At 71.8% G+C, this 26,277-nt stretch carries 23 protein-coding genes; 10 read left to right on the top strand and 13 right to left on the bottom strand.

Annotated elements, in window-relative coordinates; genetic code table 11:
- The first annotated feature begins 48 nt into the window (after window positions 1-48).
- The 3 genes from AB0J78_RS13950 to AB0J78_RS13940 are packed head-to-tail and all read left to right on the top strand — an operon-like array spanning window position 49 to window position 2,365.
- Window positions 49-504, top strand: a complete 456-nt coding sequence (locus AB0J78_RS13950) for a low molecular weight protein-tyrosine-phosphatase (RefSeq protein ID WP_363789291.1) — start codon at window positions 49-51, stop codon at window positions 502-504.
- Window positions 504-1,373, top strand: a complete 870-nt coding sequence (locus AB0J78_RS13945) for a fructosamine kinase family protein (RefSeq protein WP_363789332.1) — start codon at window positions 504-506, stop codon at window positions 1,371-1,373. Before AB0J78_RS13950 ends, AB0J78_RS13945 begins: the two co-directional genes overlap by 1 nt.
- Window positions 1,374-1,420: 47 nt before the next feature.
- Window positions 1,421-2,365: an SURF1 family cytochrome oxidase biogenesis protein gene (locus tag AB0J78_RS13940; protein WP_363789290.1), complete on the top strand. Its 945-nt coding sequence runs from the start codon at window positions 1,421-1,423 to the stop codon at window positions 2,363-2,365.
- A 42-nt stretch (window positions 2,366-2,407) separates the two neighbouring features.
- Here the strand turns inward: AB0J78_RS13940 and AB0J78_RS13935 are convergent, their stop codons facing one another.
- A complete protein-coding gene (locus AB0J78_RS13935; protein WP_363789289.1) occupies window positions 2,408-3,346 on the bottom strand; it encodes a cobalamin biosynthesis protein in 939 nt (312 codons plus the stop codon).
- Window positions 3,347-3,484: 138 nt separating this feature from the next.
- Here AB0J78_RS13935 and AB0J78_RS13930 point away from each other — a divergent pair, with 138 nt between their 5' ends.
- Genes AB0J78_RS13930 through AB0J78_RS13915 form a run of 4 tightly spaced genes read left to right on the top strand, consistent with a single transcriptional unit; the run spans window position 3,485 to window position 11,689 of the window.
- Window positions 3,485-5,131 (top strand): TIGR02677 family protein, encoded by a 1,647-nt coding sequence (locus AB0J78_RS13930; RefSeq protein ID WP_363789288.1) that lies wholly within the window; start codon window positions 3,485-3,487, stop codon window positions 5,129-5,131.
- Complete coding sequence (locus AB0J78_RS13925; RefSeq protein ID WP_363789287.1) at window positions 5,128-6,327, top strand: TIGR02678 family protein; 1,200 nt, start codon at window positions 5,128-5,130, stop codon at window positions 6,325-6,327. The genes AB0J78_RS13930 and AB0J78_RS13925 overlap by 4 nt, the downstream gene beginning before the upstream one ends.
- Window positions 6,324-10,442 carry a TIGR02680 family protein gene (locus tag AB0J78_RS13920; protein WP_363789286.1) on the top strand — a complete coding sequence of 1,373 codons (4,119 nt, stop codon included), beginning with the start codon at window positions 6,324-6,326 and terminating at the stop codon, window positions 10,440-10,442. Before AB0J78_RS13925 ends, AB0J78_RS13920 begins: the two co-directional genes overlap by 4 nt.
- A gap of 35 nt (window positions 10,443-10,477) precedes the next feature.
- Window positions 10,478-11,689 (top strand): DUF2399 domain-containing protein, encoded by a 1,212-nt coding sequence (locus AB0J78_RS13915; protein ID WP_363789331.1) that lies wholly within the window; start codon window positions 10,478-10,480, stop codon window positions 11,687-11,689.
- A 90-nt stretch (window positions 11,690-11,779) separates the two neighbouring features.
- Here the strand turns inward: AB0J78_RS13915 and AB0J78_RS13910 are convergent, their stop codons facing one another.
- On the bottom strand, window positions 11,780-12,265 hold the full coding sequence (locus tag AB0J78_RS13910; RefSeq protein WP_363789285.1) for a GNAT family N-acetyltransferase: 486 nt from the start codon (window positions 12,263-12,265) through the stop codon (window positions 11,780-11,782).
- Window positions 12,266-12,348: 83 nt separating this feature from the next.
- Here AB0J78_RS13910 and AB0J78_RS13905 point away from each other — a divergent pair, with 83 nt between their 5' ends.
- Window positions 12,349-12,900, top strand: a complete 552-nt coding sequence (locus AB0J78_RS13905) for a VOC family protein (protein ID WP_363789284.1) — start codon at window positions 12,349-12,351, stop codon at window positions 12,898-12,900.
- A gap of 70 nt (window positions 12,901-12,970) precedes the next feature.
- Here AB0J78_RS13905 and AB0J78_RS13900 read toward each other — a convergent pair whose 3' ends face one another.
- From AB0J78_RS13900 to AB0J78_RS13890, 3 genes are all read right to left on the bottom strand, one after another.
- Window positions 12,971-14,017 (bottom strand): saccharopine dehydrogenase NADP-binding domain-containing protein, encoded by a 1,047-nt coding sequence (locus tag AB0J78_RS13900; RefSeq protein ID WP_363789283.1) that lies wholly within the window; start codon window positions 14,015-14,017, stop codon window positions 12,971-12,973.
- 76 nt (window positions 14,018-14,093) lie between these two features.
- Window positions 14,094-14,675, bottom strand: a complete 582-nt coding sequence (locus AB0J78_RS13895; RefSeq protein WP_363789282.1) for a TMEM165/GDT1 family protein — start codon at window positions 14,673-14,675, stop codon at window positions 14,094-14,096.
- Between the two features lie 486 nt (window positions 14,676-15,161).
- Window positions 15,162-16,733, bottom strand: a complete 1,572-nt coding sequence (locus AB0J78_RS13890; RefSeq protein ID WP_363789281.1) for an alpha/beta hydrolase — start codon at window positions 16,731-16,733, stop codon at window positions 15,162-15,164.
- A 194-nt stretch (window positions 16,734-16,927) separates the two neighbouring features.
- Here AB0J78_RS13890 and AB0J78_RS13885 point away from each other — a divergent pair, with 194 nt between their 5' ends.
- A complete protein-coding gene (locus AB0J78_RS13885) occupies window positions 16,928-17,650 on the top strand; it encodes a maleylpyruvate isomerase family mycothiol-dependent enzyme (protein ID WP_363789330.1) in 723 nt (240 codons plus the stop codon).
- Between the two features lie 191 nt (window positions 17,651-17,841).
- Here the strand turns inward: AB0J78_RS13885 and mshB are convergent, their stop codons facing one another.
- From mshB to AB0J78_RS13870, 3 genes are all read right to left on the bottom strand, one after another.
- Window positions 17,842-18,684 carry an N-acetyl-1-D-myo-inositol-2-amino-2-deoxy-alpha-D-glucopyranoside deacetylase gene (gene mshB, locus AB0J78_RS13880; RefSeq protein ID WP_363789328.1) on the bottom strand — a complete coding sequence of 281 codons (843 nt, stop codon included), beginning with the start codon at window positions 18,682-18,684 and terminating at the stop codon, window positions 17,842-17,844.
- Between the two features lie 78 nt (window positions 18,685-18,762).
- The gene (locus tag AB0J78_RS13875) at window positions 18,763-19,725 is read right to left on the bottom strand and encodes a DUF3048 domain-containing protein (RefSeq protein WP_363789280.1); all 963 of its coding nucleotides are present in this window, start codon (window positions 19,723-19,725) and stop codon (window positions 18,763-18,765) included.
- Window positions 19,726-19,789: 64 nt separating this feature from the next.
- On the bottom strand, window positions 19,790-20,521 hold the full coding sequence (locus AB0J78_RS13870; protein WP_363789279.1) for a Clp protease N-terminal domain-containing protein: 732 nt from the start codon (window positions 20,519-20,521) through the stop codon (window positions 19,790-19,792).
- Window positions 20,522-20,625: 104 nt separating this feature from the next.
- On the opposite strand from AB0J78_RS13870, the gene AB0J78_RS13865 reads away from it, so the two are divergent.
- Window positions 20,626-20,802, top strand: a complete 177-nt coding sequence (locus tag AB0J78_RS13865; protein ID WP_363789278.1) for a hypothetical protein — start codon at window positions 20,626-20,628, stop codon at window positions 20,800-20,802.
- A gap of 96 nt (window positions 20,803-20,898) precedes the next feature.
- Here AB0J78_RS13865 and AB0J78_RS13860 read toward each other — a convergent pair whose 3' ends face one another.
- From AB0J78_RS13860 to AB0J78_RS13840, 5 genes are all read right to left on the bottom strand, one after another.
- Window positions 20,899-22,269 carry a PAS domain S-box protein gene (locus AB0J78_RS13860; protein WP_363789277.1) on the bottom strand — a complete coding sequence of 457 codons (1,371 nt, stop codon included), beginning with the start codon at window positions 22,267-22,269 and terminating at the stop codon, window positions 20,899-20,901.
- A gap of 138 nt (window positions 22,270-22,407) precedes the next feature.
- Window positions 22,408-23,310 carry an oxidoreductase gene (locus tag AB0J78_RS13855; RefSeq protein WP_363789276.1) on the bottom strand — a complete coding sequence of 301 codons (903 nt, stop codon included), beginning with the start codon at window positions 23,308-23,310 and terminating at the stop codon, window positions 22,408-22,410.
- A gap of 82 nt (window positions 23,311-23,392) precedes the next feature.
- Window positions 23,393-24,100: a M50 family metallopeptidase gene (locus AB0J78_RS13850; RefSeq protein WP_363789275.1), complete on the bottom strand. Its 708-nt coding sequence runs from the start codon at window positions 24,098-24,100 to the stop codon at window positions 23,393-23,395.
- A 17-nt stretch (window positions 24,101-24,117) separates the two neighbouring features.
- Entirely contained in the window at window positions 24,118-25,431 is a 1,314-nt protein-coding gene (locus AB0J78_RS13845; protein WP_363789274.1) for an amidohydrolase, read from the bottom strand.
- A 27-nt stretch (window positions 25,432-25,458) separates the two neighbouring features.
- The gene (locus AB0J78_RS13840) at window positions 25,459-26,217 is read right to left on the bottom strand and encodes an EI24 domain-containing protein (RefSeq protein WP_363789273.1); all 759 of its coding nucleotides are present in this window, start codon (window positions 26,215-26,217) and stop codon (window positions 25,459-25,461) included.
- Between the last annotated feature and the right edge of the window lie 60 nt (window positions 26,218-26,277).

Below are 26,277 nucleotides of genomic sequence, written 5' to 3'. Positions count from 1 at the left end.
GTCGGAACGCTTCAGAGCACGGGGCGCGCTCGTCCGTACCCTCGGGGCGTGCATGTGTCTTTTATCTGTACGGGCAACATCTGCCGGTCACCGATGGCGGCGCTGATCTTCGCCGAGGAACTGCGCCGGGCCGGGCTGGACTCGCAGGTCGAGTTCTCCAGCGCGGGCACCGGTCCGTGGCACGTCGGCGAGCCCGCCGATCCGCGCACCGAGAAGGTGCTGGCCGCCCACGACTACCCCACCGATCACGTCGCCGCGCAGATCGACGAGCGGCACCTGGGCGCCGACCTGCTGGTCGCGATGGACGAGGGGCACCTGCGCGCGGTGCGCAGGCTCACCGGTGATCCGGACCGGGTGCGGCTGCTGCGCTCCTTCGACCCGGACGCGGACGGGACCGAGGTGCCCGATCCTTACTACGGCGGGCCCAACGGGTTCGACGGCGTGCTGGCGATGGTGGAAGCGGCGATGCCGGGGCTGATGGCGTGGGTGCGGGAGCGGATGTGATCGCCGACGAGGTCTCCCGGATCACCGGGCGCGGCGTCGCCGAGACCCGGCGGCTGTCGGGCGGGGACACCGCGGCGGCGTTCGCGGTGCGCCTCGACGACGGCACCGAGGTGTTCGCCAAGTCCACCTCCCCGTCGATGCCCGGGGCAGCAGAGGCGGAGGCGGCCTCGCTGCGATGGCTCGCCGAGCCCGATGTCGTCGCGGTGCCCGAGGTTTTCGGCGACGGCGCGAACTGCCTGGTCACCGAGCACGTCCCCGCCTCGTCGCCGACGGCGCGGGCGGCCGAGGAGCTGGGTCGGGGTCTGGCCCGGTTGCACTCCTCCGGGGCTCCGGCGTTCGGGAGCCCGCCTCCCGGCGGCCCCGCCGACGCCTGGATCGGGCTGGCGCCGATGCGCAACGAGCCCGAGGACGACTGGCCGACGTTCTACGCGCGGCACCGCGTCCAGCCCTACGTCCGCCGCGCGGTCGACGAGGGGGCGCTGAGCTCGGAGTCGGCGAAGGTGCTCGACCAGGTCTGCGAGGACATCGCCGAGCTCGCCGGCCCCGCCGAGCCGCCGTCGCGGCTGCACGGGGACCTGTGGAGCGGGAACGTGCACTGGGGCTCGGAGCGGGCCTGGCTGATCGATCCCGCGGCGCACGGCGGTCACCGCGAGACCGACCTCGCGATGCTGCACCTGTTCGGGTGCCCGCACCTGGAGCGCGTCGTCGCCGCCTACGAGGAGGTCAGCCCGCTGGCCGAGGGGTGGCGGGACCGGATCGCGCTGCACCAGCTGTTCCCGCTGCTGGTGCACGCGGTGCTCTTCGGCTCGGGCTACGGCGGTCAGGCCGCCCGGTCCGCTCGGCGGGCGCTGGCGACGCGGTCACACTGAGACGGGGTCTCAGACTCTCCCCTGGCAGCGCCGCCTACCGTGTGGGTGTGCGTCTCAAGTTCTTGCTGCGGCCCGGGTGGCTGGGTGCGATCGCGCTGGTGGTGGTGTTCGCCGCGTTGTGCTTCACGACGCTCGCGCCGTGGCAGTTCGGGCGCAGCGAGGAAACCGAGATCCGCAACAAGGCCATCGCGGAGTCCTTCCACGCCTCGCCGAAGCCGCTGAACGACGTGCTGCCCGCCGGTCGCGCGCCCGACGTCACCACCGAGTGGTCGCAGGTGCTGCTGACCGGCCAGTACCTGCACTCGGCCGAGACGCTGGCCTGGCAGCGCACGGTGCTCGGCGAGCCCGCGTTCGAGGTGCTCACCCCGTTCCGGCTGGACGACGGGACGACGGTGCTGGTCGATCGGGGCTTCGTGCGTCCGGTCGACGGCACCCGGGCGCCCGACTACGCCGCCGCGCCTTCGGGTCCGGTGACGATCACGGCGCGGATCCGCGGCGACGAGACCGACAGCAAGCAGCGTTCGCTGTTCGACCACGACGGGCACCGCTGGGCCTACGCGGTCAACGCCGGGACGATCTCCGAGGGCACCGGCGTCCCGCTGCGCCCGGGCTACGTCGCCCTCGCCGAGGGCCAGCCGGGCGTGCTCGGCGCGCTGCCGCTGCCCCGGCTGGAGTCGGGGCCGTACTTCTCCTACGCCCTGCAGTGGATCGCCTTCGGCATCATGGCGATCATCGCGATCGGCTACCTCATCTACACCGAGCTCCGGCCCGAGGCCGCCCCGGCGTGGCGCCGGGACGCCGAGGAGGGAGCCTCCGGCGACGGGGACGACGGCGCCGAGCCCGGTTCCACCGCGCGCTCCCGTGAGGGCGGGCCGCGCTACGCGGGTTCCCACACCTCGACCCGGAAGCGCCGCCGCAAGCTCTCGGTGGCGGAGGCCATCGCCGAGGACGAGCGCCGCGAAGCCGAATCCCTCGACAAGCCCACCGACTGACCGCTGCCGAGGCCCCCGGTGACGCGCCCGGGTGCGGTGGGGTCAGCGCTCGCGGCGGAGGACGGCGGCGGTGGCTGCGACCGCTCCGGTAACCGTGCCGATCAGGCGGGAGAGCTCCACGCTGCGCGTCACGTCGCCGGCGTCCGCCGTGCGGCCCTCGCCCATGATCGGGCGCTGCTCCGTGACGTGGCCGTAGATGGTGCGTCCGCCGAGGCGGATCTCCAGGGCACCGGCGAAGGCCGCCTCGATCTGCCCGGCGTTCGGGCTCGGGTGGGCCGCCGCGTCGCGGCGCCAGGTGCGCCAGGCACCGCCGCCGGATCCGCCGACGACGGGTGCGCACACCGCGGTGAGCGCGGCGGCGAAGCGGGACGGCACCAGGTTCAGCAGGTCGTCCAGGCGAGCCGACGCCCACCCGAACTCGCGGTAGCGCGGCGATTTGTGTCCGACCATCGCGTCGAGCGTGTTGGCCGCGCGGTAGGCCATCAGCCCGGGAATCCCTGCGACGGCACCCCACACCAGCGGGGCCACGACGGCGTCGGAGGTGTTCTCGGCGATGGATTCGACGGTGGCGCGGGCCAGGCCCTGCCCGTCGAGGACGGCGGCGTCGCGCCCGCAGAGGTGGCCGAGCCGGTCGCGCGCGGCGTCGATCTCACCGGCGTCGAGCAGCCGCGCCATGGCCGTGCCCTCATCGGCCAGCGAGGTGCCGCCCAGCACCGCCCAGGTGACCACCCCGGTCGCGGCCGCCTCCAGCACGGGGCTGCGGCGGGCGGCGCGCTGCACCAGGGCTCCGAGCACGGCGGTACCGCCGACGAGCACACCGGTGTGGACGACGCCCGCGGACCGGCGGTCCTGGTAGAACGCCTTCTCCGCGGTCTGCGCCACGCGTCCGAACAGCGCGACCGGATGTCCGCGCCGGGGGTCGCCCAACGCCGCGTCCGCCGCCACGCCGAGCAGCAGCCCGACCGCTCGTCCCGCGCTCACCGGCACCTCCAGCACCCGAAAGAAGGATCTCGACCACCTCGAAAAGCAGCACCGCACGCTACCCCGCGAGCGGCTGTGACCGATCACTGCATCCCGCGTGACCGGCTGTGTCCGGGCGACGGGATATCGTGGCGGACCGTGACGGCCCCTGATCACGAAGCCGACGTGCTGCGCGCCGGTGTCGCGGGAAACGCGACCGACGTGCCGCAGCCTGCTGCCGAGACGTCGCTGGACGACGCCCAGCGCCTGCAGCTGTTCGTCTACTTGCAGGCCCCGGAGCACCGCACCTACCTGGCGATCATGCGGCTGTTCACCTCGACGCTGCTGGCGGACCTGTCGGCCGGTGAGGTCGCCGCCGCGCTGGCCGCGGCCGAGCGCGAGGGCCGGGTCGCCGCCGGGGAGTCCGATGTGGACACCGTGATCGACCGGCTCAAGCAGCTCGTCAAGTGGGGCAACCTGGTCGTCGGCCGCCGGGAGACAATCGCCTCCAGCATCGCCGAGTTCCAGCACGGCAGCGTGCGGTACCAGGTCAGCAAGCTCGCCGTCCGCGTCCAGCGGGACGTCGACGCGCTGCTGCGGGTGCCCGAAGGCGCCCGCGAGGTCTCCCGCGAGCTGCTGCCCGCGATCGACCGGGGTCTGGCCGGCATCGGCAAGGCCCTGTCGGACGCGCTGGCCGCCGAGCGCCACGACCCGAGCACCAAACCCGCGCGCCAGGCCCGCGAGCGGCTGGCGGAGCAGGTCACCACGGTGTTCCTGCAGCACGCCGAGCTCGCCGCCACGGTCCGCGACTTCTACGCCTACCTGGGCCAGGTCGTCACCCGCCACCAGCTGGCACCCGACGAGATCTCCGGGTTCCGGAACCTGCTGGTCGAGTACATCCAGATGGTCGTGGAGGACGTGCTGCGGCACACCGAGACCATCGCCGGTTCGCTGGCCGGTCTGACCGGGGTGCGCGGCGAGCTGCTGCGGCTGCTCGGCCCGGCCGACCAGCTGGGCACCGACGTCGAGCGGGCGCGCGGGCGCACCCCGGCCGACTGGCAGGAGCTGACGGACTGGTTCGTCGACGCCCCCGGCCGCCCCAGCCAGGTCGCCGCGCTGCGCGAGGCGACCGCGCGCGCCATCGGTTCGCTGCTGGCCAGCGTCAAGCGCGCCACCTCCGGCGGCGGCCTGGTCCCCGGCAGGCGCGGCGAGCTGCTGAAGCTGGCGAAGTGGTTCGACCGCGCCGACGAGAGCACCTCGCACCGGCTCTACGCGGCGGCCTTCGGCCTGCACTCCGCGCGGCACCTGCAGCCCGCGCCGGACTACGACTCCGACAACGACAAGGTGCCGTGGCGCGACGGCCCGGTGCAGGACGTGACGGTCAGCGTCCGCAGCCGGGGCGATCGCGGGGCGCGCGGCCGCACCTCGCGGGTGCTCGACGACCCGATGACCGAGGAGACCCTGCTGCAGCAGGCCCGCCAGGCCGATCAGCGGCGCAGCGCGGCGGTGGCCGAGCTCGCCGAGGCCGGTGCCGACGTCGGCCGGCGCACGCTGTCACCGGACGCGCTGGGCGTGCTGTGCGAGCTGCTGACGCTGGCGATGGCGCAGCGCGACGGCTCCGACGACAAGGGCTCGGCGCTGGACCCGGTGCACCGGCTGCGCGTGACCATCCGCCCCGAGGCCGGTCAGGACACCCGGATCAGCAGCGCGGCAGGCGAGTTGACGCTGCGCGACACGGTCCTGGAACTGGCCGGTGACGGCGGATTGCCCGATTCCGAGGCGCCTGCCCGAGGAGCCGCCCGATGATCTCGACGTTCGAAGAGCTCCCCGACATCGACGCGGCGAACGTGGTGCGCTGCGCCCGAGTGCTGCTGCGCAGGCCGCTGCTGCGGGCCGACGGGCCCGACGGCGACCTGCTGCCGATGATCTACCGCCAGCGGACCGCGCTGCAGGACGTCTTCTCCGGGCTGCTGGGCTACCGGCTGGTGGTGGAGCGGCGCTTCGCGCGGCTGTACAAGTCGGGTCCGGGCGAGGACGCCGGGCGCGGCGTGGAGTCGCTGACCCCGCGCGGCTACGCCTACTTCGCGCTCACCTTGGCCGCGCTGACCGGCATCGGCCGCCAGGTGCTGCTGTCGCGGCTGGTCAGCGACGTGCGCGCGGCGGCGTCCGAGGCCGGCATCGAGGTCGCCGACGACCCGGCCGACCGACGAGCGCTGACCGCCGCGCTGCGGCACCTGGTCGCGCTGGGCGTGATCACCGAGACCGAGGGCTCGGTGACCGCCGAATCCACCGCCGAGGCGCTGATCACCATCGACACCGACATGCTCGGCCAGCTGGTCGCCGGCCCGCTGGCGGAGGCGAGCGGGCCGCAGCAGCTGGTGGAGCTGGCGTCGGCGGCGGGCCCACGGCGGACCGAGCACGCGGTGCGGCGCAAGCTGATCGAGGACCCGGTGGTGCTCTACGCGGACCTGCCGCCGGAGCAGGCGACCTGGCTGCGCGAGCACGTCATCAACGAATCCCGCCTGCTGGAGCGGTTCTTCGGCCTGGTCGGCGAGGCCCGCGCCGAGGGCGTGGTGGTGTGCGATCCCGAGGACTACCTCACCGACCTCGCCTTCCCCGGCCCCGGCACGGTGGCGCGCATCGCGCTGCTGGCGCTGCCGGAGCTGCTGGACCGGGGCGAACCGGACTCGGCGGGCAGGCATCCGGTGAGCTGGCAGGACTTCGCCGACGTGTGCGGGGACCTGGTCGACGCGTACCCGTCGGCGTGGTCGCGGGCGGCCACCGAGGACCACCAGGACCTGGTCCGCGCGGTCATCGACCTGCTGGGCAGGCTCGGCCTGCTGCGCGAGTCGGAGGGATCGTGGCTGCTCAGCCCAGCGGCGCACCGCTGGCTCCCGCAGCCGGACGCGACGCCGGCGCAGCAGCAACGCGAATCCGAACCACCCGCGCCCGAGGCACCGGGCTGGTCATTGTTCGACGAGATGGAAGAGGCGGCCCGTTGAGCGCACACAACACCGAAGCGGCCGTTGCGGAGACCGCCAACCGGTGGCGGCTGCACCGCGGCGGGATCGTCAACATCTGGCAGTACGCCGAGACGACGTTCGACCTCGACGGCGGGCGCGCGATCTTCCAGGGCACCAACGGTTCCGGCAAGTCCCGGACCCTGGAGCTGCTGCTGCCGCTGTGCCTGGACGGCGACCTGCGGCAGCTGGGTTCCAAGGGGTTCGACACGGTCAGCATCCGGCGGCTGATGCTCGACGAGTACCCGGGCGGGCCGAACCGCATCGGCTACGCCTGGATCGAGCTGCGCCGCGAAACCCCCGAGGGCGGCGAGGAATTCCTCACCTGCGGGCTCGGCGTGAAGGCGTCGAAGACCTCGCAGTCGATCAGCGACTCGTGGCGGTTCATCACCAGCCGCCGGGTCGGCATCAACCTGCATCTGGTGGGCGCGGACCGGGTGCCGCTGGGTGCCGCTCAGCTGCGGGAGCTGCTGGGCGCGGACTGCGTGCTCGACGACCAGTCGTTCCGCGCGAAGGTGGCCGCCACGGTCTACGGCGTGCCCGCCGCGCGCTACGGGGACCTGCTGCACCTGCAGCGCACGCTGCGCAACCCCGACGTGGGTCTGAAGGTGCTGGAAGGGCAGCTGGAGCAGATCCTGTCCGACGCGCTGCCGCCGCTGGACGCCGGCTTGATCGAGCGGCTGGCGACCTCGTTCGACGACCTGGAGTCGATCCGGGAGAACATCGTCCGGCTCACCGGCGCGGACAAGGCGCTGACGGCGTTCCTGTCGACCTACTCCGGTTACGCGTTCGGCGCGCTGCGCGACCGCGCGGAGGCCATGCGCACCGCGCAGCAGAAGCTGGCCTCGCTGCGCAAGGATCTCGCGAGCCTGGACAAGCAGTTCACCGGCAAGCGCGAGGACCGGGAGACCGCGCAGCGCACCATCGCCGAGCTGGAGCAGCGCGAGAGCGAGCTGGAGTCGAGCATCGACGCGCTGCGCTCGCACCCGGCCTACTCGGAGCTGCAGAACCTGCGCGACCGCGAGAAGCTGGTCGAGAGCTCGCGCGCCGCAGCGGTTTCCGCGCTCGACACGGCGACCCGGCACCGGGCGCAGGAGACCCGCTCGGCGGAGTCGGTGCTGGGCGTGCTGCGTCGGCTCGCCGGTGACGCCGAGGCCGCCGGGCAGGCCGCGACCCGCGCCGGGCAGCAGCTGGGCACCGCTGGGCTCGGCGGGTCGGGTGTGCCGCAGCCGCCGCCGGTTCCGGCCGCTGAGCTGGTCTCCGAGCCCGATTCGGTGCGCACCTCACCGGAACCGGACGCCGAACCGACCGATGTGGACCGCTACCAGCCGCCGCAGCTGGACGCCGACGCGCTGGCGGACCAGTTCCGCGCCGTGGTGGAGAGTTCCGCGCAAGCCGCCACCGAGGCGCGGGAGCGCGCGGCGCTGACGCTCGCGCTGCACCAGCAGGCCCGCGAGCTCGACGCCGAGCAGGCGCAGGTGGCCGAGCTCCAGCGCAACGCCCGGCAGTCGCAGCTGACCTCGACCGAGGCCGCGGGCCGCCGCAACCAGGCGCAGCAGGAGCTCGCCGACGCCGCCGCGGTGTGGGTGGAGCTGACCCGCAAGTGGGCCACCGAGTGGCCCGCCGCGTCCGAGCAGCCGGCCCCGGAACCGCCGAACGTCGAGGACCTGATCAACGACCGGGCCGCCAGCCGCAAGGCGCGCGAGCAGGCCCGGCAGTGGGCGCGTCCGCAGCTGCACGAGGCGCGGCGCGCGGTGTCGGCGGTGGAGCAGGAGATCACCGAGCTGCGCGCCGAGAACCGCGTGCGCGAGGGCGAACTCGCCGAGCTGCGCGCCGGTCACGAGCGCCGCCCGGAGCTGCCCGCTTGGGCCGAGGCCGAGCGCGATCCGTCGCAGGGCCGGTCCTTCTACGAGCTCGTCGACTTCGCCCCGTCGCTGAGCGACGCCGACCGAGCGGGACTGGAGGCGGCGTTGCAGTCCAGCGGTCTGCTCAACGCCTGGGTCACCGCCGACGGACAGGTGCCCGGCCTGGCCGACCTGCTGGCGGCTCCTGCCGCTCCGGTCGATCCGACGAGCGGGGGCACGCTCGCAGCGCTGCTCTCCCCGGCCGCCGTGGCGGATTCGCCGGTCCCCCGGGAGCGGGTCGCCGGGCTGCTGGCGACGGTGTCGACCGGAGGCGGGACGGGGCTGTCGGTGTCCACCGACGGGTCCTGGAAGGCCGGTGTCCTGAGCGGGACGTGGCACAAGGACGCCGCGGAGTACGTCGGTGCCGGTGCGCGGGAGGACGCCCGGTCCCGCCGGATCGCCGAGCTGGAGGACGAGCTGGCCCGGTCGCGGGAGGCGATCGGCGAGGCCGAGCGGCGCCAGCGCGAAGCCGGTGAGCACGCCGCCGCGCTGGAGCAGCACCTGGAGGTGTTCCCGGACGACGGTGAGCTGCTGACCGCGCAGGCGAAGCTGACCACCGCGATCGAGACCGCGGAGGACGCCGAGCGCCAGGTCGTGCAGCTGCGCGAGCAGCACCTGGAGGTCGAGCAGCGCTGGCAGGCCTCGCAGTCCGAGCTGGTCCGCTCCGCCGGTGAGGCCGGTCTGCCGGCCGAGACGCAGGCGCTCGACGCGGCGCACCGGGCGGCGGTGGAGGCGCGTTCGGGCATCGACGCGCTGCGCGAGGCCATCGAGTCGCGCTGCCTGCCGACGCTGGCCGACCTGCGCGAGATCTCGCTGCACCACGACGTCGCCGTGGCCGACCGGATGGAGGCCGAGTCGCAGGCCGAGCGCCGGTGCGCCGAATACGCCGAGCAGGCGGGCGGTCTCACGGAGCTGACCTCGGCGGTCGGTGGGGCGGCGCAGGAAGTCGCCGACAAGGTCAGCGGTTTCGAGCGCGAGCGCGCCGAGCTGCGGGAGAAGCTGCCGCAGGAGCGCGAGCGGATCAGCACCCTGCGCGAGGCCGCGGCCCGGCTGGAAACGCAGCTGGAGAACAAGCAGGCGCAGCTGGCCGGACGCGAGCAGGACGCCGAGTCGGCGACCACCGCTTTCCGCGAGGCGCTGGGCATCCCGGGTCTGTGGACGGCGGCCGACGTCGCCGAAGAGGTGCCCGGCGAGCTGGAGGAGGCCGCCGAGCTGCTGGCCGGCTCCGACCGCAAGGGCTCGACGGAATCGACGGTGCTCAACCGGCTGCAGACGCTGCAGCACTCGCTCAGCGGCAACTACGACATCACCGCCTCCGACCAGCACGGCTTGCTCACCGTGACCGTCACCGGCGAGGAGGGCCCGCAGCCGGTCGCCGAGGCCGCGCGCCGGGTTTCCGAGCGGCTCGGCGAGCAGCGCGGTTATCTCAACGAGCGCTACCAGTCGATCTTCGCGGACTACCTGATCCGCGACCTGGCGGAGCGGCTGCGCGGGCAGATGACCATCGCCGAGGACCTGTGCAACCGCATGAACGAGGTCCTCGACGGCGCCCGGTCCAGCCAGGGCGTGCACGTCCAGCTGGACTGGCAGCCGTCGGCGGCTCTGGGCGACGACATCAAGCAGGCCATCGACCTGGTGCGCACGCCGTTCGCGAACCGCAGCGATGACCAGGACGCGTTGCTGCGCCGGGTGTTCACCGATCTCATCGAGTCGGAGCGCGACAGCGCCTCCGGTGGCTACGCGGAGATCCTGTCGCGAGCGCTGGACTACCGGTCGTGGTTCGCCTTCACCGTGCGGGTGCGCGACACCGGACCGGACAGCAAGCCCCGCGTTCGCCGCCTGCGGCAGCTGTCCTCCGGCGAGACCCGGCTGATCTCGTACGTGACGCTGTTCGCCGCCGCGGCGGCGTTCTACGACGCGGTCAGCGTGGCCTCGGACGGGCGCGGTCCGCTGCGACTGGTGCTGCTGGACGAGGCGTTCGAGCGGCTCGACGACCCGACGATCGCGCGGATGCTGGGCCTGCTGGTGGATCTGGACATGGACTGGCTGATCACCTGGCCCAGCGGCTGGGGCGTGTCGCCGAAGATCCCGAAGATGCACATCTACGACGTGCTGCGCCCGCGCAGCGGCCACGGCATCGCGACCACGCACACCACCTGGACCGGCACGGACCTGCAGCGTCCGAACGCCTGACCGGGATTTCGATCGGAGGTTTCGCCGTGGCCGGCATGGACGAGGTCCGCGACGCGCTCGACGTCGCGGAGTTGCGGGGCCTGTGGGCAGCCGCGCGGGAAGCGCTGTCGGGGTCGAAGCCGACGTTCCGGCTGGAGCTGCCCGACGACGCCACCCGCGCGGCGGTCGGTGAGCTCTACGGGCGCCCGATGTGGGGCGAGGGCACCCGGATCAGCGTGTCCAAACTGGACGAAGCGCTGCGGAACCGGTTCGGCGTCGGGCTCTCCCAGGTGATCGAGGCGCTGCACGGTTCGGTCGCGGTGGCCGAGCCCGCACCGGAGGCGGCCGACGAGCTGCTGCCGGTGCTCGACGAGCACGGGCTCGCGGGCGCGTCCTGGGCGGTGCCGTGGTTGCGGTGGGTGCGGCAGTACGGGCGGATCGCCGAGTCCGAGCTGACCGGCATCACGCACGCCGCCGCCCGGGTGCTGACGGCGATGTCGCTGACCGAACCGCCGCGCTCCTGGACCTCGCGGACGGCGTTGGCGGGGCGCACCGGCTTCCCGCACTCGCTGGACGACGGGACCGCGCTGAGCAGGGTCGTGCTCAAGGCGGCCGCGCTGGCCCAGGGCATCGAGCCTCCCGGCAACGAACGCGACCGCAAGGCCCTCTGGGAGCGCTGCGGAGTCGCTCCCGACGCCGTGTCGTCGACGGTTCTGACCTGGGCGCTCCCGGTCTCCGGCGATGACGCCTGGTCGGTGGGTGTCCGCACCCGCACCGAGCTGGGACTGCCGGCGCACCTGACGCACCTGGACCTCGACGCCGCCCCGGCCCGGCTGGTCGCGGACGGGACGGCGGTCGCGGTCTGCGAGCACCCCCGCGTCCTGGAAGCGGCCGTCCGGGAGGGCCTGCGCCACCCGGTGATCTGCCTGTCGGGCCTGCCCTCCACGACGGCCCGCGAACTGCTCGACCGGTTGTCCGGCGACGGCGCCGTCCTGCACGTGCACACCGACTTCGACTGGCCGGGCATCGCCGCCGCCCTCACTGCCCAACGCCACGGCGCCACGCCCTGGCGCATGTCCGGCGATGACTACCGCGCAGCCCTGGACCGAGCGGCCCAGGACCGCACGGACCTCCCGAACCTCATCGGCAGCCCGGTCCCCACCCCGTGGGACCCCCGTCTCGCCGATCTCATGTCCACCACGTCCAGGGCCATCGAGGAGGAGCAGACCCTGCAGCCCCTTCTCACCGACCTGCGAAACGGTCTTTGATCCGGCCCGATTCGAATTTCGCGCGAAGTTCGAACGCCGAAGTTCGGACTCGAATTTCGCGCGAAATTCGAATTCCTCCCCCGTTCGGTGTCAGAAGCGCCGGTACATGACGTGGAGGCCGACGTAGCCGCGGGTCGGGTGGTGGAAGGCCTCGGGGAGGGTCGCGACGATCTCCATGCCGAGGGACTTCCACAGCTCGACGGCGCGGGTGTTGGTCTCGACGACGGCGTTGAACTGCATCGCCCGGAACCCGTCCGCCTCGGCCCGCTCCAGCACGTGGCGCCCCAGCGCGCGGCCGACACCGCGTCCGCCTGCGTCCGCGTCGACCATGAAGCTCGCGGTCGCCACGTGCGCGCCCGGACCCTCCCGGTTCGGGCCGGAGATCGCCGTTCCCAGCACCCGGCCGTCCTCCACGGCCACCACGGTTCGCCACGGCGGGGCCGGGAACCACCGCTCCCGGGCCCGCTGCTCGTCGAGGTCCCGCTCCCACGAGAACGTCTCCCCTGCAACCACGATCCGCCGCATGAACGGCCAGATCGCATCCCAATCAGCCGCTGCGGCCTCCCTGATCTCCATGCGACCAGCCTCGACGATCGACCGCTCGGGTGCCAACCGTTTTCCGACCCGGCGCCGACGTCCGTTTCGGGTACTTTCCCGGTATGCCGTTGGTGGTGGAGTTCGCCGCGCAGGAGCCGGAGTGGTTGGCGCGCTGGTGGGCCGAGGTGCTCGGCTGGACCGTGGTGGGCGAGGCGGAGGTGCGGCCCGACGGGCCTGGCGTTCCGCTGCGGTTCGTGCCCGCGTCCGGGCCCAAGAGCGGGCAGAACGACGTGCACCTCGACCTGCGCAGCGAGTCGCACGGCGACCAGACCCACCTCGTGGAACGCCTGTTCAACCACGGCGCGCGGTTCGCCGACATCGGGCAGAGCACCGAGGTCCCGTGGGTGGTGATGGCCGACGTCGAGGGCAACGAGCTGTGCGTCCTGGAGCCGCGCAAGGTCTACGCGTACACCGGCCCGGTGGCCGCGGTGGTGGTGGAAACCACCGACCCCCGCGAGCAGGCCAGGGCGTGGGCCGAGGAGCTCGACTACGACATCGTCGCCGAGCACGGCGAGTTCGCCTCCTTGCGCCCACCCAGTGGCGAGGGTCCCCACCTGGAGTTCATGCACAACGAGGAACCCCGCCACGGCATGCTCAGGCCGCTCTCGCACTGAGCAGCGCAGCCGCTGTTCCAGGTGTGGGACTCAGCCCGCACCGACGAGCAGCGCAAGTCCTGAACAGGCCCTAAGCCGGTTCGATGATCTTGACTCCGTGCAGGCGGCGGATGAAGTCCCGGCCGAAGGCGGTCGAGGGGGTGTGCGCTCCGGGGGCCGGCGACTCGGCTGCGAGCGCGTTGACCGCGCGGAGCACCGAGTCGGCGGTCATGTCGTAGGTGTCCGGCCCGATCAGCGCGGCCGACACCGAGCGCCCGGCGTCGTCGGTGGCTTCGGCGTAGACCTCGACCCAGCTGTGCGAGCGGGTCGCCCGCCCCGGCCCCTTGACCAGGGCACCGATGGCCGCCTTGCCCGCCCGCTGGACGGGAGGCGATCCCAGCACCGACTGGCCGACCTTCTTGAGCCCGTCGCCGACGTCGGGGATCGGCAGCCGCGTGAACGTCGTGATCGTGCCGATGCCGGTGCTGCGGTAGGCGGTCGCCACGTCTCCCCAGGGCAGCGAGGTCACCTGGCGCGGTCCGGACGGGAACGCCACCTCGCGGCGCCGCCACGCCAGCGGAACGGTGCGCAGTTCGCCGTCGACGCGAGCTCGTCCGCCGAGCGCGGCGCCTTCCAGCGCGCTCTTGAGCGTGCCGGGGCTGATCCGCCCTCCCGCCTGGAAGGCCAGGTCGAGGCTGGTGGCGCCGGGGAGCTCGGCGGAGACCATGGCGGCGAGGCAGTCGGTGGGGACCACGTCGAATCCGGCGCCGGGCAGCAGCACCACGCCGGCGTCGCGGGCCTCGGCGTCGCGGGCGAAGATCGACTCGAAGACGTCGATCTCCCCGGTGATGTCCAGGTAGTGGGTGCCCGACCGCAGGCACGCCTCGACCATCGGCGCCGAGGTCGCCGAGAACGGCCCGGCGCAGTGCGCGACGACGTCGACGTCGTGCAGCATCTCGGCGACCCTGGCCGGTTCGGAGAGGTCGAAGATCCGCGATTCCAGTCCGCGGGGAGCGGCGAACGCGGCCACCTTGCCCGGGTCGCGGCCGGCGACCACCGGGCGTTCGCCGCGCTCGACCGCGAGATCGGCCACCAGCCGTCCGGTGAAGCCGTTCGCGCCGTAGATCATCCAGGTCATCGCGGTCCTCTCGCCGTGCTCACCCCGCTAACGAACACCGCCGCGCGCGGTCACGGGTTGCCCGGCGTATCCCCGATCACCCGTTCAGCGCGATGACGGAGTCGATGATCAGCCAGCCGCCGAAGATGACGAACAGAGCGGTGGCGCCGTAGCGCACGGCCTTCTCCGGCAGGTGGCGTCCGAGCAGCAGTCCGACACCGATCGCCAGCGCGTCGGCCAGCACCATCCCGACCGTCGAGCCGATCCAGGTGCCGAGCCAGTCGTGGTGGGTGGCGAGGGTCACGGTCGCGAGCATCGTCTTGTCGCCGAGCTCGGCGAGGAAGAACGCCAGCGTCACGACCATCACCGCGGAACCGAACCGCCGGTTGGCCCTGCGCTCGTCGTCCTCGGTGAGGTGGTCGCCGCGCAGCGTCCAGGCCGCGAAGAGCAGGAAGGCGATACCGGCGATCAGCGCGATCCACTCGGTCGGCAGCAGTTCGCCGAGGCCGAATCCGAGCGCCACCGAAATGGCGTGCACGGCAGTGGTGGCGACGGTGATGCCGAGCAGCACCTGCCACCACCGATAGCGGGTGGCGAACGTCATCGCCATCAATTGCGACTTGTCACCGAGTTCGGCCACGAAAATGGCAGCGGAGCTCAGGGCAACACTACCCAGCATGGTGAGACACACCTTCCAGCAATTCCGAAGGTCTCGCCCACCTCGAACGCAAGGCTCGCGACCGGGTGCGAGAACGGCGCACCATCATGTCGACCGCGAATTCGCGGACTACTCCCCTTCAATCGAGAATGACCTTACCGACAACATCGGAATCGTAAAAGTGCGGGGCGCGGGGGAATTTCCATTTCCATTTCACCAAACGCACTTTTCGGCGTCCCGCAAATTCGAATGCGCCGGAACGATGAGAGCGGCGTCACCGCTCGGTCCGGAACAACACCGCGGCGCGGCCCGTTGAACCCGTTGGTCGATGCGTTCCGTGTCCCCGGGCCTCATCAACCGCCTTCGCGGAATACCGTCCGGCTGGAGCCGCGTCGCGCCTATCGCCGAGAGGCGACCGGCGCATCGACCCCTACCAATGCGAGGCCGTCGCTCCTTCTCCTCGGAGCGACGGCCTCGTCTGGTTCCGCCACAGCCCGGAACGACCGGTCAGAACGGCTGCTGGTCCGGTTGGCAGACTTCGCCCGGCTGCGGGACGCGCAGGTTGATCAGGTAGTCGGCCGCACGGCTGTCGGCGCAGGAGCTGTCGCCGAGGATGCAGTGCCCGAAGGCGTCGACGCTGACCAGGCGCGCGTTGCCCAGCTCCTTCTCCATCCGCCGGGAGAACTCGTACCGGGTCGCCGGGTCGTAGGAGTTGCCGAACAGCAGCACCGGGTTGGCCGCCCGGTTCTCCCACGGGCCGCGGTGCACGTCGGGGCTGGTCGGGGGCCACTGCGAGCAGCCGGCGAGATCGCTGAACGCCTGGGTGCGGCCGAAGGTCGGCGACTCGGCCTCCCACTGCGCGGCGATGGCCGGAACCCGCTCCGGCGTCTTCGGGATCGGCTTGTCGGTGCAGTTGACCGCGAAGTACGAGTCGTCGACGTAGGACTCCTCGGCGTCGCCGCCGTCGAAGCGGTGCTTGCCGGAGGGCAGGTGCAGCACCCGCAGCAGATCGGGGATCAGCCCGGCCTCGGGGTGCAGCTGCAGGTGCAGGGCCTGCAGATCGCTGGCCAGCTGCCGGAACTGCTCCGGGTCGTACAGCGCGCTGCTGACGCCGTCGGTGAACTGGTCCAGGGTGATCTTCGAGCCGTCGGGCATGGTGATCGGGCCCCGCCGCAGGACGTCGCGGATCTCGTCGAACTTCGCCCGCACATCACCTTCGCCGAACGCGCACTTGCCCGCCTCGGCGGCGCAGCGCTGGAGGAAACCGTCCAGCGCGAGCTCGAAACCACCTGCCCGCTCCCGGTCGTGCTGCACGCCGTCAGCGGTGCGCAGCGCCGGATCGACGTTGCCGTCGAGCACGATCGCGCGGCTGCGCTCCGGGAACGTGGCGACGTAGGTCGCGCCGAGCAGCGTTCCGTAGGAGAAGCCGACGAAGTTGAGCTGCTCGTCGCCGACTCCTGCGCGCATCAGGTCCAGGTCGCGAGCGACGTCGGCGGTGCTCATGTGCCGCTGCAGCTCGCCCGCGTTCTTCGCGCAGGCGTCGCCGTAGTCGCCGTAGGCGTCCATGGTGCTGCTGATCTGCTCGCCGGTGACCGGCACCGACGACATGCGGCCCAGCACCTCCTCCGCCTGCTCGCCGTTGGCGAAGCAGCGCATCCGGGTGCTGCGGTCGATGCCGCGCGGGTCGAACCCGATGATGTCGAAGCGCTTCAGCACGGCCGGGGCGAAGCGGTCCACGGCGCCGACCGGCATGTCGAACCCGGCACCGCCGGGACCACCGGGGTTGAGAAACAACGAGCCGATTCGTCCGGTTTGCTCGGTCGCGGCCCGGCGCATCATCGCGATGTTGACGGTTCCCTTTCCCGGGTCGGCGTGGTCGACCGGTACCGGGTACTTCGCGCAGCTGAACAGATGCCGTTCGGTGATCGGAACTTCTTCGAGCGCGGCCCGATCACAGGGCCCCCAGGACACCGGGGACGCCTGCGCCACCGAAGCTTCCGCGACCACGGCGGTCCCCGTGACCAGCGCACTCGTCGCGACGGCCAACGTTCTGCGTAATCGCACGTGTCGCTTCGCCACGCGCAGCCTCCTCTTCTCGGTTGCTTGATCTTTCGCCGATCAAACAATCCGAAAAGGATCTTCGACACCGCAGAACGCACGAATCCTGTTTCGCGACAACACGGTTTGATAACCGCCCCAGTAGCCTCTTTCGGGTACCGATCGGGCCGAGGTGGTTTCAAAACCGTGATCCGCCCCTAGGATCACGCCGCGTGATGCCTCCGTTGAAAGCTGTTGCAGAGGGCCACCGGCGGCTGCTCGGCCTCACCGCCATGCTCACCGACGAGCAGGTGGCCGCCCCCTCACTCCTGCCGGGCTGGTCCCGCGGGCACGTGCTGGCACATCTGACCGACAACGCCCGGGCCTTCGCGCGGGTCTGCTCGCTGGCGCTGAACGGCGAACTCGTCGACGCCTACGAAGGCGGGCAGGCCGAGCGCGACGCCATCATCGAAGGGCTGTCGGGCGGGAACGCCTTCTCCCACCACGACGGCCTGAACCGCCACATCGGCGTGCTGGAAGCCGTGTGGTCGCACGCCTCCCCCGCCGACTGGGAGCGCCCGGTGCGCTTCCGCAACGGCGAGCTCTCCGAGATCGTGCTGATGCGCTGGCGCGAGGTGTGGATCCACCTGGTGGACCTTGACCTGGGCGTGGGACCGCAGGAGTGGACCGAGGAGTTCTGCCACCACACCGTCGAATTCCTGCTGCCCCGCCTGCCGGCGGGCGTCGCGCTGCGGCAGACCGACGGCCCGCGCCGCTGGTCCGCCGCCGGTGAGATCAGCGCGGTGGCCGACACCGAGATCACCGGCAGGGCGCAGGATCTGGCGGCGTGGCTGGCCGGGCGTCCCGCTCAGCGACTGCCCACCGGTGACCTGCCCGAGCTCGGACCGTGGCCACCGCCCCCCGCACCCGCCGACCGGTCCCGGCTCGCCGCCGGTTAGGAGCGGTTCAGGAATGCGGCGGAGCCGCATCCTCTTCCACCACCCAAGGCACTAGCACCGCCGCGGGCTCTGAGGGCCTTCGTGGCGAGTACGCCGTGACGCGACATACTCAAGGAGCGGCGCACGGAGTCCACGGAGGCGCTCAGGTTCCGCTACCCGCACCGCCACGCAAAGCACTTCCTCAACAGCTCTTAGTCGAGGCCGGAGAACAGATCGGTCTCCCAGTCGAAGGGACCCTCGCCCGGTCCCCGCTCGCCTTTGACCAGGACGTAGTGCTCGCGGCCGAACTCGGGGTCGTTGACCATCTTCGCGAAGAAGCCGTCGTCGTCGATGTTGACCTGGCTGCGGTAGGTGCGCAGGGCCGCGAGCTTGTTGGCGTGGAACTCGCGACCGTCGATCTGCGTGGTCAGGTCTTCGTCGGGAACGGTGCTCGGCTCGAAGGCGGCGACCGCGTCCTCGGACAGCAGGCCCTCTTCGACGGCGCGCTTGAGCAGCGAGCGCGGCATCGCCGTCCAGTACACCTTCGGAACGTCCCACGCCTCGCCGAGATCCGGTTCGTAGTCCGGGTCGGCGGCGGGGCCGAGGGCGCCCATGAGCGCCTTGTGGGCGGCGATGTGGTCGGGGTGGCCGTAGCCGCCGTTCTGGTCGTAGGTGACGGCCACCTGTGGGCGCTCGGCGCGCAGCACCGCCACCATCGCGCGGGTCACCTCCGCCGGGTCCGCGGTGGCGAAGGCACCCTCGGTGTTGTTGGAGTCCTCTCCGGCCATGCCGCTGTCGTGGAAGCGGCCGGGGCCGCCCAGCCAGTGCTGGCGGATGTCGCCGAGCTCGACCAAAGCGCGCTCGATCTCGCCGCGCCGGTACTCCCCGAGCGCCCCGGGGTTGTCGCGCAGGTGTGCGAGGTCGTCGTCGATGACCTCGCCCAGTTCTCCGCTGGTGCAGGTCACGAGGCTGACGGTGGCGCCTTCGGCGCTGTAGCGGGCCATGGTGGCGCCGGTCCCGGTGGCCTCGTCATCGGGATGGGCGTGAACCAGCAGCAAACGGCGATCGCTCATGTAATCCGAGAGTAGCGACTGACACCGACGAGGGCGGGCGATGTGGCGTTCGTCGCCCGCTCACGGAGCCTTCGGCACGAGCACCACCCACACCTGCCCGGGCGCGAACTGCATCGGCTCGCCCGCCTCGGTGGTGAACGACGTGCCCGCTTCCGGCGCCGGGCGGTTCCAGTGGGCGTTGAACTTCAGCCCGTCGCGCAGCACCACGGCCCGCCCGCCGCCGACGGTCTCGGCGAACGGCGAGACGTTGCCCGACACGTCCTGGAACGGGGAGCTGAACACCGGGACCTCTTGCAGCACAACGGTGCTCGCGGCACCGCGACCGCTGTCGGTGGTCACGTAGGGCCGCCCGTCCATCGACACCAGCCAGCGCCCGCCGTCCCAGTCGAACCCGACGCGCGCGAAGCGGTAGGCGATCTCCTCGTGCCCGGTGGGCACCCCTCCGGCCGCCGGGGCGGGCCCGAACACCAGCGGCGAGGCCGGTGACCAGCCGACGCCGGGCGGCAGCCGGTCGGTCCGCGCGAACAGGTTGTGCGGAGCCACGCCCGGGCCCCGGTAGAACGCACCGGGAATCGTCTGCTGCGAGGCGTTGTTGACCGAGGATCGCCCGATCTCGGGCAGCAGTTCCGGCGCGGCGCCGGAGAAGGCGAGCGTGGGTCGGCCGAACTGGGGAAGCAGGCGCAGATCGGTCTGCCGCGCGCTGCGCACCGGACCGACCACCGGCGGCGTGCGCGAGGCAAAGATGCCGATCAAGCGGCTGATCCCGGCCTCGACCGGTTCGACGTAGATCACGTCGGCGGCACCGGTTCCGGTGTGCGGGCGGGCCTGCGGGGCGTTGTCGATCTTGACCGCGAGCACCGGTGGTCCGGGCGGCGGTGGCGGTGGAGGGGGCGGTTCAGGTGCGGGCTGCGGCACCGGGTCGACGATCGGCAACGACACGGTCTCGGTCGGCTGCAGCGCCAGCCCCCCGACGACCAGCAGACCTGCCGACACCAAGGTGCCGATCACGCGCAAAACCCACATCACCCCTCCACCGCGTAGCCTCACCCGGCCGGCGGAGGAGAACAAGCGGCCGAACGGCCCAGCTTCAGGGCTGCTGGCGCACGATCTCCTCGATCATGGCGGTGATCCGAGATTCCGACGTCCGCTTGTCGACGCCGAAGCCGGACAGGACGCCGTCGCCGTCCTCGTGCTCCAGCAGTGCGAGCAGGATGTGCTCGGTGCCGACGTAGTTGTGCCCGAGCCGCAGGGCTTCGCGGAGGGTCAGCTCCAGGACCTTCTTCGCGGAGGCGTCGAAGGGAATCAGCGCGGGCATGGTCTCGACGCCGTCGGGAAGCGCCGCGGTGGCGGCCTCGCGAACGGCGTCGAGGTCGATGCCCTGGACCTGGATCACCTTGGCCGCCACGGCTTCCGGCTCGCCGAGCAGGCCGAGGATCAGGTGTTCCACCCGGATCTCGTCGTTGCGGGCCTTGTGCGCGGCTTCCTGCGAGAGCACGACGACGTTGCGCGCACGCGGGGTGAACCTGCCGAAACCGGCGCCGGAATCGAGGCCGGGATCGTCAGAGCCCTTGGCCACGAAGCGCTTCTGCGCGGCCTGCTTCGACACTCCCATGCTGTGCCCGATGTCGGTCCAGGACGCGCCGGACCGGCGGGCCTGGTCGACGAAGTGGCCGATGAGGTGGTCGGCGAGCTCACCGAGGTGGTCCGCGACGATCACCGCCCCTTCCAGCTGGGAGAGCGCGTCGTCGTTGGCCTTCTTGATCCCCTCGATGAGGTCGTCCAGTCGGATGGTTCCCGGGATCTGCTGCTTGTCCGTCATGCGTCAACCATAGGTTGACGTTGTCAGGTTCGTCAACCGACGGTTGACGAAATCGACGGGCGGACCACCCGGCGGTAGCGTCGGAGCGACGGAGGTGAGCGCGGATGCCCGAGGAAGAGGACTCGGAATGCCGAGGCTGCAGCGGCACGGGCAACATCAAGGTGGCCCGTCGGTTCCTGGCGCTCGACACCGGCGAGGTGTCCACGGTGATGGCCTTGGGGCGCTGTCCCTACTGCCGGGAAACCCCGGGCCGACAGCGGGGCGGCGGGCCGCCCGTGTGAGGATTCACCCCATGTCGGACGAGGGTGGCGAAGACGCCGGTATCGAGGCCAACGGGCCCAACGCCCTGTGCTTCACCTGCGGCGGCCTCAAGAAGATCAGCGATCCGCGCCTCTACATGATCCAGGCCACCGAGGAAATGCAGACCGGCATGACCATGGCCGAGTGGCGCACCTGCCCCCAGTGCACCGGCAAGGGCTACATCCGAGGCATCGAACCCCCTGCCTGAGCGGCGAAACCGCTCTCCCTCGCAGCCGCCTCCCGGACAAGCCCCGCGCGTTCGGCCGCAGAAGGTGAACGGGCCGGATCGGAGGTTGGGGGGAATCACTCCGTCCGGCCCGCTCAATCCCCACTGGGGGATTCACGAGTCGGGACCCCGGGGGAACAGGGTCCCGCCTCGCTTCCGCTGACCGGGGGTCCGACTGGGGGTTCGGTCCGCGCCCGGTCAGGGCGGGCCGCGCGGTGGAGCGGAACGGCCCGCGTCTCCGCTCCCCACGCCCGCGGCGCACAACGAGGAGCGGAGGCCTGGAAGAGGCAGGATCGTGCACCGGTCCGCCCCGCGGCAGGTTGACCAGCGCCGCTTCCAGCCGGGTGTGGAAGAACCCGCGGTTGGGCAGACCGGTCAGCGCGTCGTGCAGCGCCTGGTGCTGGAAGCGGTCCTGCAGCAGGTGCAGCTCGGTGATGTCCTCGACCATGGTGACCACGCCGCTCGGCGCCCCGTCGGCCCCGCGCAGCACGGAGACGCCCAGGTAGCACCACGCGGCCTGGCCGTCGGCGCGCACCAGGCGCTTGCGGTCGCTGATCCGCTTGGAGTTCGCGCCGTCGATCAGCTCGCGGTAGGAGGCGCTGAGGTACTCGGCGTCCTCGGGGTGGAAGAGCCGGTCGATGGTCATCGGCGCCAGGTCGTCGCGGTGATATCCGAGCACCTGCTCGAACGCCGGGTTGACCTGCACGAACCTGCCTTCGAGGTCGCTGATGGCGACGCCGATCGGGGTGGAGGTGAACACCTCGCTGAAGCGCGCTTCGCTGGCCTTGAGCTCGCGGTCGGTCTTGAGCTTGGAGGCCAGCAGGGCCTTGTTCAGCGTCTCCTGCTGGGCGAAGGTGCTCTCGCGGTCGGCCGCGGCGTATCCGGCGGCGATCTCGGTGAGCACCGACAGCAGCGCGTCGACCTTCGTGGTGTCCGAAAGCAGCGCGTCCTGAAGAACCTTCAGGGTCACCGAAAGACTTTCTTCGCCGGTGGCGCGGATTTCGACGAGCCGGGCACCCACGGCACGCCCGGGCTCGACGGCCCGGGAGGTGTCGCCCAGCGCGAGCACGACCATGTCCAGCAGTTCCGCGAGCGACGCCTCGACCTCTTCGGGGGAGAACGGGAGGTAGGCGGTGGCGCGGAGTTCGGACGTCCAGCGGCGCGCGACATCGGACCGCCACTCGGACTCCGGCGGTGGTCCGACCGGATCTCCCTCGCTCATCTCACCCGTCCGTCAGCGTCAACCTGGCGAAGCGAAACGATCTGCGCGCACACCTGGTGGCGCGCCCGGACAGGATACCGGGCGAGCACCACCAGGCCGTCAAGGCCGTCGGATCAAAATCGATCAACCCGCAGTTGATCAGTGCGCTTCCTCCAGCGTCTCGCCGTCGGCGACCAGCGCGTCGATCTGCGCCGTGTCGGCCTCGTCGAGGCTCAGCGCACCTGCGGCGGCGTTCTCCTCCAGGTGCTCCACCGACGAGGTGCCCGGGATCAGCAGGACGTTGCGGGAGCGGTTCAGCAGCCACGCCAGCGACACCTGCGCCTGGGTGACGCCGTGCTTGCCCGCGATGGACTTCAGCGTGTCGTCGCCGCGCGCCCGGCTGTCGGCGAAACCGGATCCCAGCGGGAAGAACGGCACGAACGCCACGTCCGCCTCCGCGGTAACGCGCAGCAGCGCGGCGGAGGTCCGGTTGACCGCGTTGTAGAGGTTCTGCACCGAGGCGATCGGGGTGATCGCCCGCGCTTCCTCGAAGTGATCCAGCTCCACGTTGGACAGACCGATGGTGCGGATCAGGCCTTGCTGCTTGAGGTCGTGCAGCGCCCCGACCTGATCGGCGAAGGCGATGCCGTCCTGCGGGCCCATGTCGCGCAGGTAGACCAGGTCGAGGGCGTCGACCCGCAGCCGACGCAGGTTGTCGTGCACCTGGGAGCGCAGCGCGGCCGGGTGGTTCAGCGGCAGCCAGTTCGCCTTGTCGTCCCGGTAGGCGCCGATCTTGGTGGCCAGCACCAGGTTCGAGGCGTAGGGGTGCAGAGCCTCGGCGATCAGCTCGTTGACCACCCACGGCCCGTAGAAGTCGCTGGTGTCGATGTGGTCGATGCCGAGCTCGACGGCGCGTCGCAGGACCGCGATCGCCGCGTCCCGGTCCTTCGGCGGGCCGAACACGCCCGGTCCCGCCAGCTGCATCGCGCCGAACCCGACGCGGTTGACCGCCAGACCGCCGCCCAGCTCGAACTCGCCACCCAAAGCATTCGCAATCGTCACGCTGCGATGCTGCTGGATAACCCGCGCCTCGGCAACAAGTTCGTGCCGACGCACACGTGGGGCCGCCCCTTCGGACGAGCCGTCACACCTGTGGCATCAGCAGCAGCCAGAAGCCTCCGACCAGCAGCGATGCCAGTCCGATGAGGAACCACAGGAACATCCAGGCCCCGCCGCCGAGCCCGGTGAGCCGCGCCAGCTGGTCGGCGTCGGAATCCCCGGCGCGCCCGCGTCGCCGCTTCCGCCCCAGCTCGCTGAGCGGCCGCAGCCCGCCGATGAGCAGGAACCAGCACAGCAACGCCGCGCACAGCGCCTGCCACGGCGGGCTCGCCAGCCACGACACCGCTCCGAGCGCACCTCCGGTGACCACCACCGACAGCACGCCGTAGGCGTTGCGCACGGCCAGCAGCACCAGCACCAGCAGCGCGATGCAGCCCCACAGCATCCACCGCGCCCGGTCGGAGGTGACCAGCCACGCACCGCCCAGCCCCAGCAGCGACACCGCCGGGTAGCCCGCGAGCAGGGTGAACACCATGCCGGGCCCGTGGGCTCGGCCGGTCGAGACGGTCAGCCCGGAGGTGTCGGAGTGCAGCCGGATGCCGTTGAGCTTGCGGCCGCTGAGCAGCGCGACCACCGCGTGCCCGCCCTCGTGGGCGATGGTCACCACGTTGCGCAGCGGCAGCCAGGTTCCGCGGTTGAGCACCAGGGAGAGTGCGATCACCCCGGCGATGAGCGCGGCGACGTTCCCCGAATCGAGGAGCCGCGCGGTCGCGTTCCGCACTATTTCGTCCACGGCGGAACCCTAACGGGTCAGCTGAAGTAGTTCGGCACGTCCAGCGGTCCCCCGGCGGCGTCGAACTCGTCACGGACCGCGTCCCGCAGCGCACCGTCGGTGAGGTAGTCCACTGTGGTCAGCGCGAGCCCGATGGCGCCGTCGATCACCGCGGCGTCGCCGGCGGCGGAACCGGCTGCGGCGGCGAAACCTTCGGTGTGCAGCGACAGGTTCGCATCACCCAGACCGATCATCGGGTGGATGGCGGGCATCCGGAAGCTGAGGTTGCCCAGGTCGGTGGAGCCGGTCAGGTAGTCCGGGACGATGCCGCGAGGCAACGAGGTGCGACCGCGCCTGGCCTGGTGCCGCGCCCATCGGGCGGCGAGCGCGTCGTTGTGCCGGATCGGCAGGTAGGCCGGGTTGTGGTCCCAGTTCAGCTCGACGCCGCAGCCGGTCATCGCCGCGGCGCCGTGCGCGATCGACTCCACCCGCTGCGCCAGGTCCTGCAGCGAGCCCGGTTCGGCGGAGCGGACGTAGAACAGCGCCGCGGCCCGGTCGGGAACGACGTTGGGGCGCTTGCCGCCGTCGGTGATCACGCCGTGGATGCGATCGGTGGAGGGCATGTGCTGACGCATCGCCGCCACGCCCTGGTAGGTCGCCACCACCGCGTCCAGCGCGTTGCGGCCCATGAACGGCTGCGCGGAGGCGTGCGCGGCCACCCCGTGGAAGACGACCTCGACCTGCCTGCGCCCGAGGAACGGGTGCGTGGCGATGTCGTGCGAGAACGGGTGCAGCATCACCACGGCGTCGACGTCGTCGAAGACCCCGGCCCTGGCGAGGTGTTCCTTGCCGCCGCCACCTTCTTCGGCGGGCGTGCCGAACAGGCTGATCCGGCCGCCGGTTCGCCGCGCGGCGGTGGCCGCGGCGAGGAACCCGCCGACACCGGCCGAGCAGATGATGTTGTGCCCGCAGCCGTGTCCGATGCCGGGCAGCGCGTCGTACTCGGCGAGCACCGCCACGTGCGGCCCGTCCGTCCCGACGCCGGTGCGCAGCGCGGTGTCCAGCCCGCCCACGCCGACCTCGACGTCGTGGCCGAAGCGCCGCAGCAGCTCGGCGGCCCGCGCGACCGATCGGTGCTCGGCGTAGGCCTCCTCCGGATCGGCGTGCAGGTCGTGGCTCAGCCCGAGCAGGTCACCGCCGTGCTCGGTGACCCACCGCTCGACCTCGGCGAGCAGCGCCTCATCGGCACCGGCGTGCGCGGACCGCAATGGCTCGGCAGAGGCCACGGCCTTCTCAGTGGCTGCGGCGACGGCGCGCAGGTAGGACTCGTCAGGCTGAACCGGCTGTGTCACAGCACCGACTCTAAGCCGCCGGGCGCATCACTCGGGAGCAACGACGCTCCGCTGGTCGAGAACGCGATGGGCCAGGAGCGTGCCGCCGACCACGGCGGCCGGGATGATCAGCAGCTGCAGGACCGGCACCAGGCACAGCAGGTAGGCGGGCAGGCCGAAGCCGAGCGTCATCGCCTTGTGCTCGCGCAGGCTGCGGTGGCGCTCGCCGAAGGCGAGGCCGCGCCGCTGGAACACCAGGCCCACCATCTCCAGGCTGATCACCCACGCGCCGAACAGCGCGCCCAGCACCACGCCCGCGATCTGCCCGGCGACCGGGACGAACCCGATCACCAGCAGCACCACGGCCCCGAGCAGCGCGACCAGGACGAGCTTGAGCGAGTCCCGGACTCCCCTGCCGAGCTGGCGGGCGAATCCGGCGCCGTCGTCGGAGGCGTCCAGCCCGAGCTGCTTCTCCGCCTGCTCGGCGATGTGCTCGTAGAACGGTCCGCCGATGAGCAGCGTGAGCGCGATGAACGAGATCGACCCCAGCACGGCCGCCGCGCCCACCAGGGCGGCGCCGAGCAGGACGCGCAGGCCCTTGCGGGCGAAGTCGGCCCAGCCGTCGGCGAACGGGGTCATCCAGCTGGTCAGGTCACCGCTGAAGTAGATCAGCGCGCCCAGGCTCCCCAGCAGCAACAGCGCGCTGATCAGGGCGGGGATCGCGCCGAGCAGCAGCAGTTTCGGGCTGCGCAGGATGATGCCCGTTCCGGATCCCAGCGCGCGGATTCCGGCGGCGAACGAACTCATTCGAAACTCCCGTGATCGGCGATCTCGAACCACCGTACTGCGTGGCCGGTGAGCAGATTC

Origin of the sequence: Saccharopolyspora sp. NPDC049426 (assembly GCF_040676935.1) — a bacterium.
Lineage (GTDB): Bacteria > Actinomycetota > Actinomycetes > Mycobacteriales > Pseudonocardiaceae > Saccharopolyspora.
Note: the sequence above shows the minus strand (reverse complement) of the source record. Positions and strands in the feature narration are given on the sequence as shown.

Coding starts and splice junctions, on each gene's coding strand:
- AB0J78_RS13885 (WP_363789330.1), top strand. CDS start 16,928: ATGCCTCCGTTGAAAGCTGTTGCAGAGGGCCACCGGCGGCTGCTCGGC.
- AB0J78_RS13925 (WP_363789287.1), top strand. CDS start 5,128: ATGATCTCGACGTTCGAAGAGCTCCCCGACATCGACGCGGCGAACGTG.
- AB0J78_RS13860 (WP_363789277.1), bottom strand. CDS start 22,269: ATGAGCGAGGGAGATCCGGTCGGACCACCGCCGGAGTCCGAGTGGCGG.
- AB0J78_RS13915 (WP_363789331.1), top strand. CDS start 10,478: ATGGACGAGGTCCGCGACGCGCTCGACGTCGCGGAGTTGCGGGGCCTG.
- AB0J78_RS13840 (WP_363789273.1), bottom strand. CDS start 26,217: ATGAGTTCGTTCGCCGCCGGAATCCGCGCGCTGGGATCCGGAACGGGC.
- AB0J78_RS13870 (WP_363789279.1), bottom strand. CDS start 20,521: ATGACGGACAAGCAGCAGATCCCGGGAACCATCCGACTGGACGACCTC.
- AB0J78_RS13900 (WP_363789283.1), bottom strand. CDS start 14,017: ATGACCTGGATGATCTACGGCGCGAACGGCTTCACCGGACGGCTGGTG.
- AB0J78_RS13905 (WP_363789284.1), top strand. CDS start 12,349: ATGCCGTTGGTGGTGGAGTTCGCCGCGCAGGAGCCGGAGTGGTTGGCG.
- AB0J78_RS13895 (WP_363789282.1), bottom strand. CDS start 14,675: ATGCTGGGTAGTGTTGCCCTGAGCTCCGCTGCCATTTTCGTGGCCGAA.
- AB0J78_RS13875 (WP_363789280.1), bottom strand. CDS start 19,725: ATGTGGGTTTTGCGCGTGATCGGCACCTTGGTGTCGGCAGGTCTGCTG.
- AB0J78_RS13865 (WP_363789278.1), top strand. CDS start 20,626: ATGCCCGAGGAAGAGGACTCGGAATGCCGAGGCTGCAGCGGCACGGGC.
- AB0J78_RS13910 (WP_363789285.1), bottom strand. CDS start 12,265: ATGGAGATCAGGGAGGCCGCAGCGGCTGATTGGGATGCGATCTGGCCG.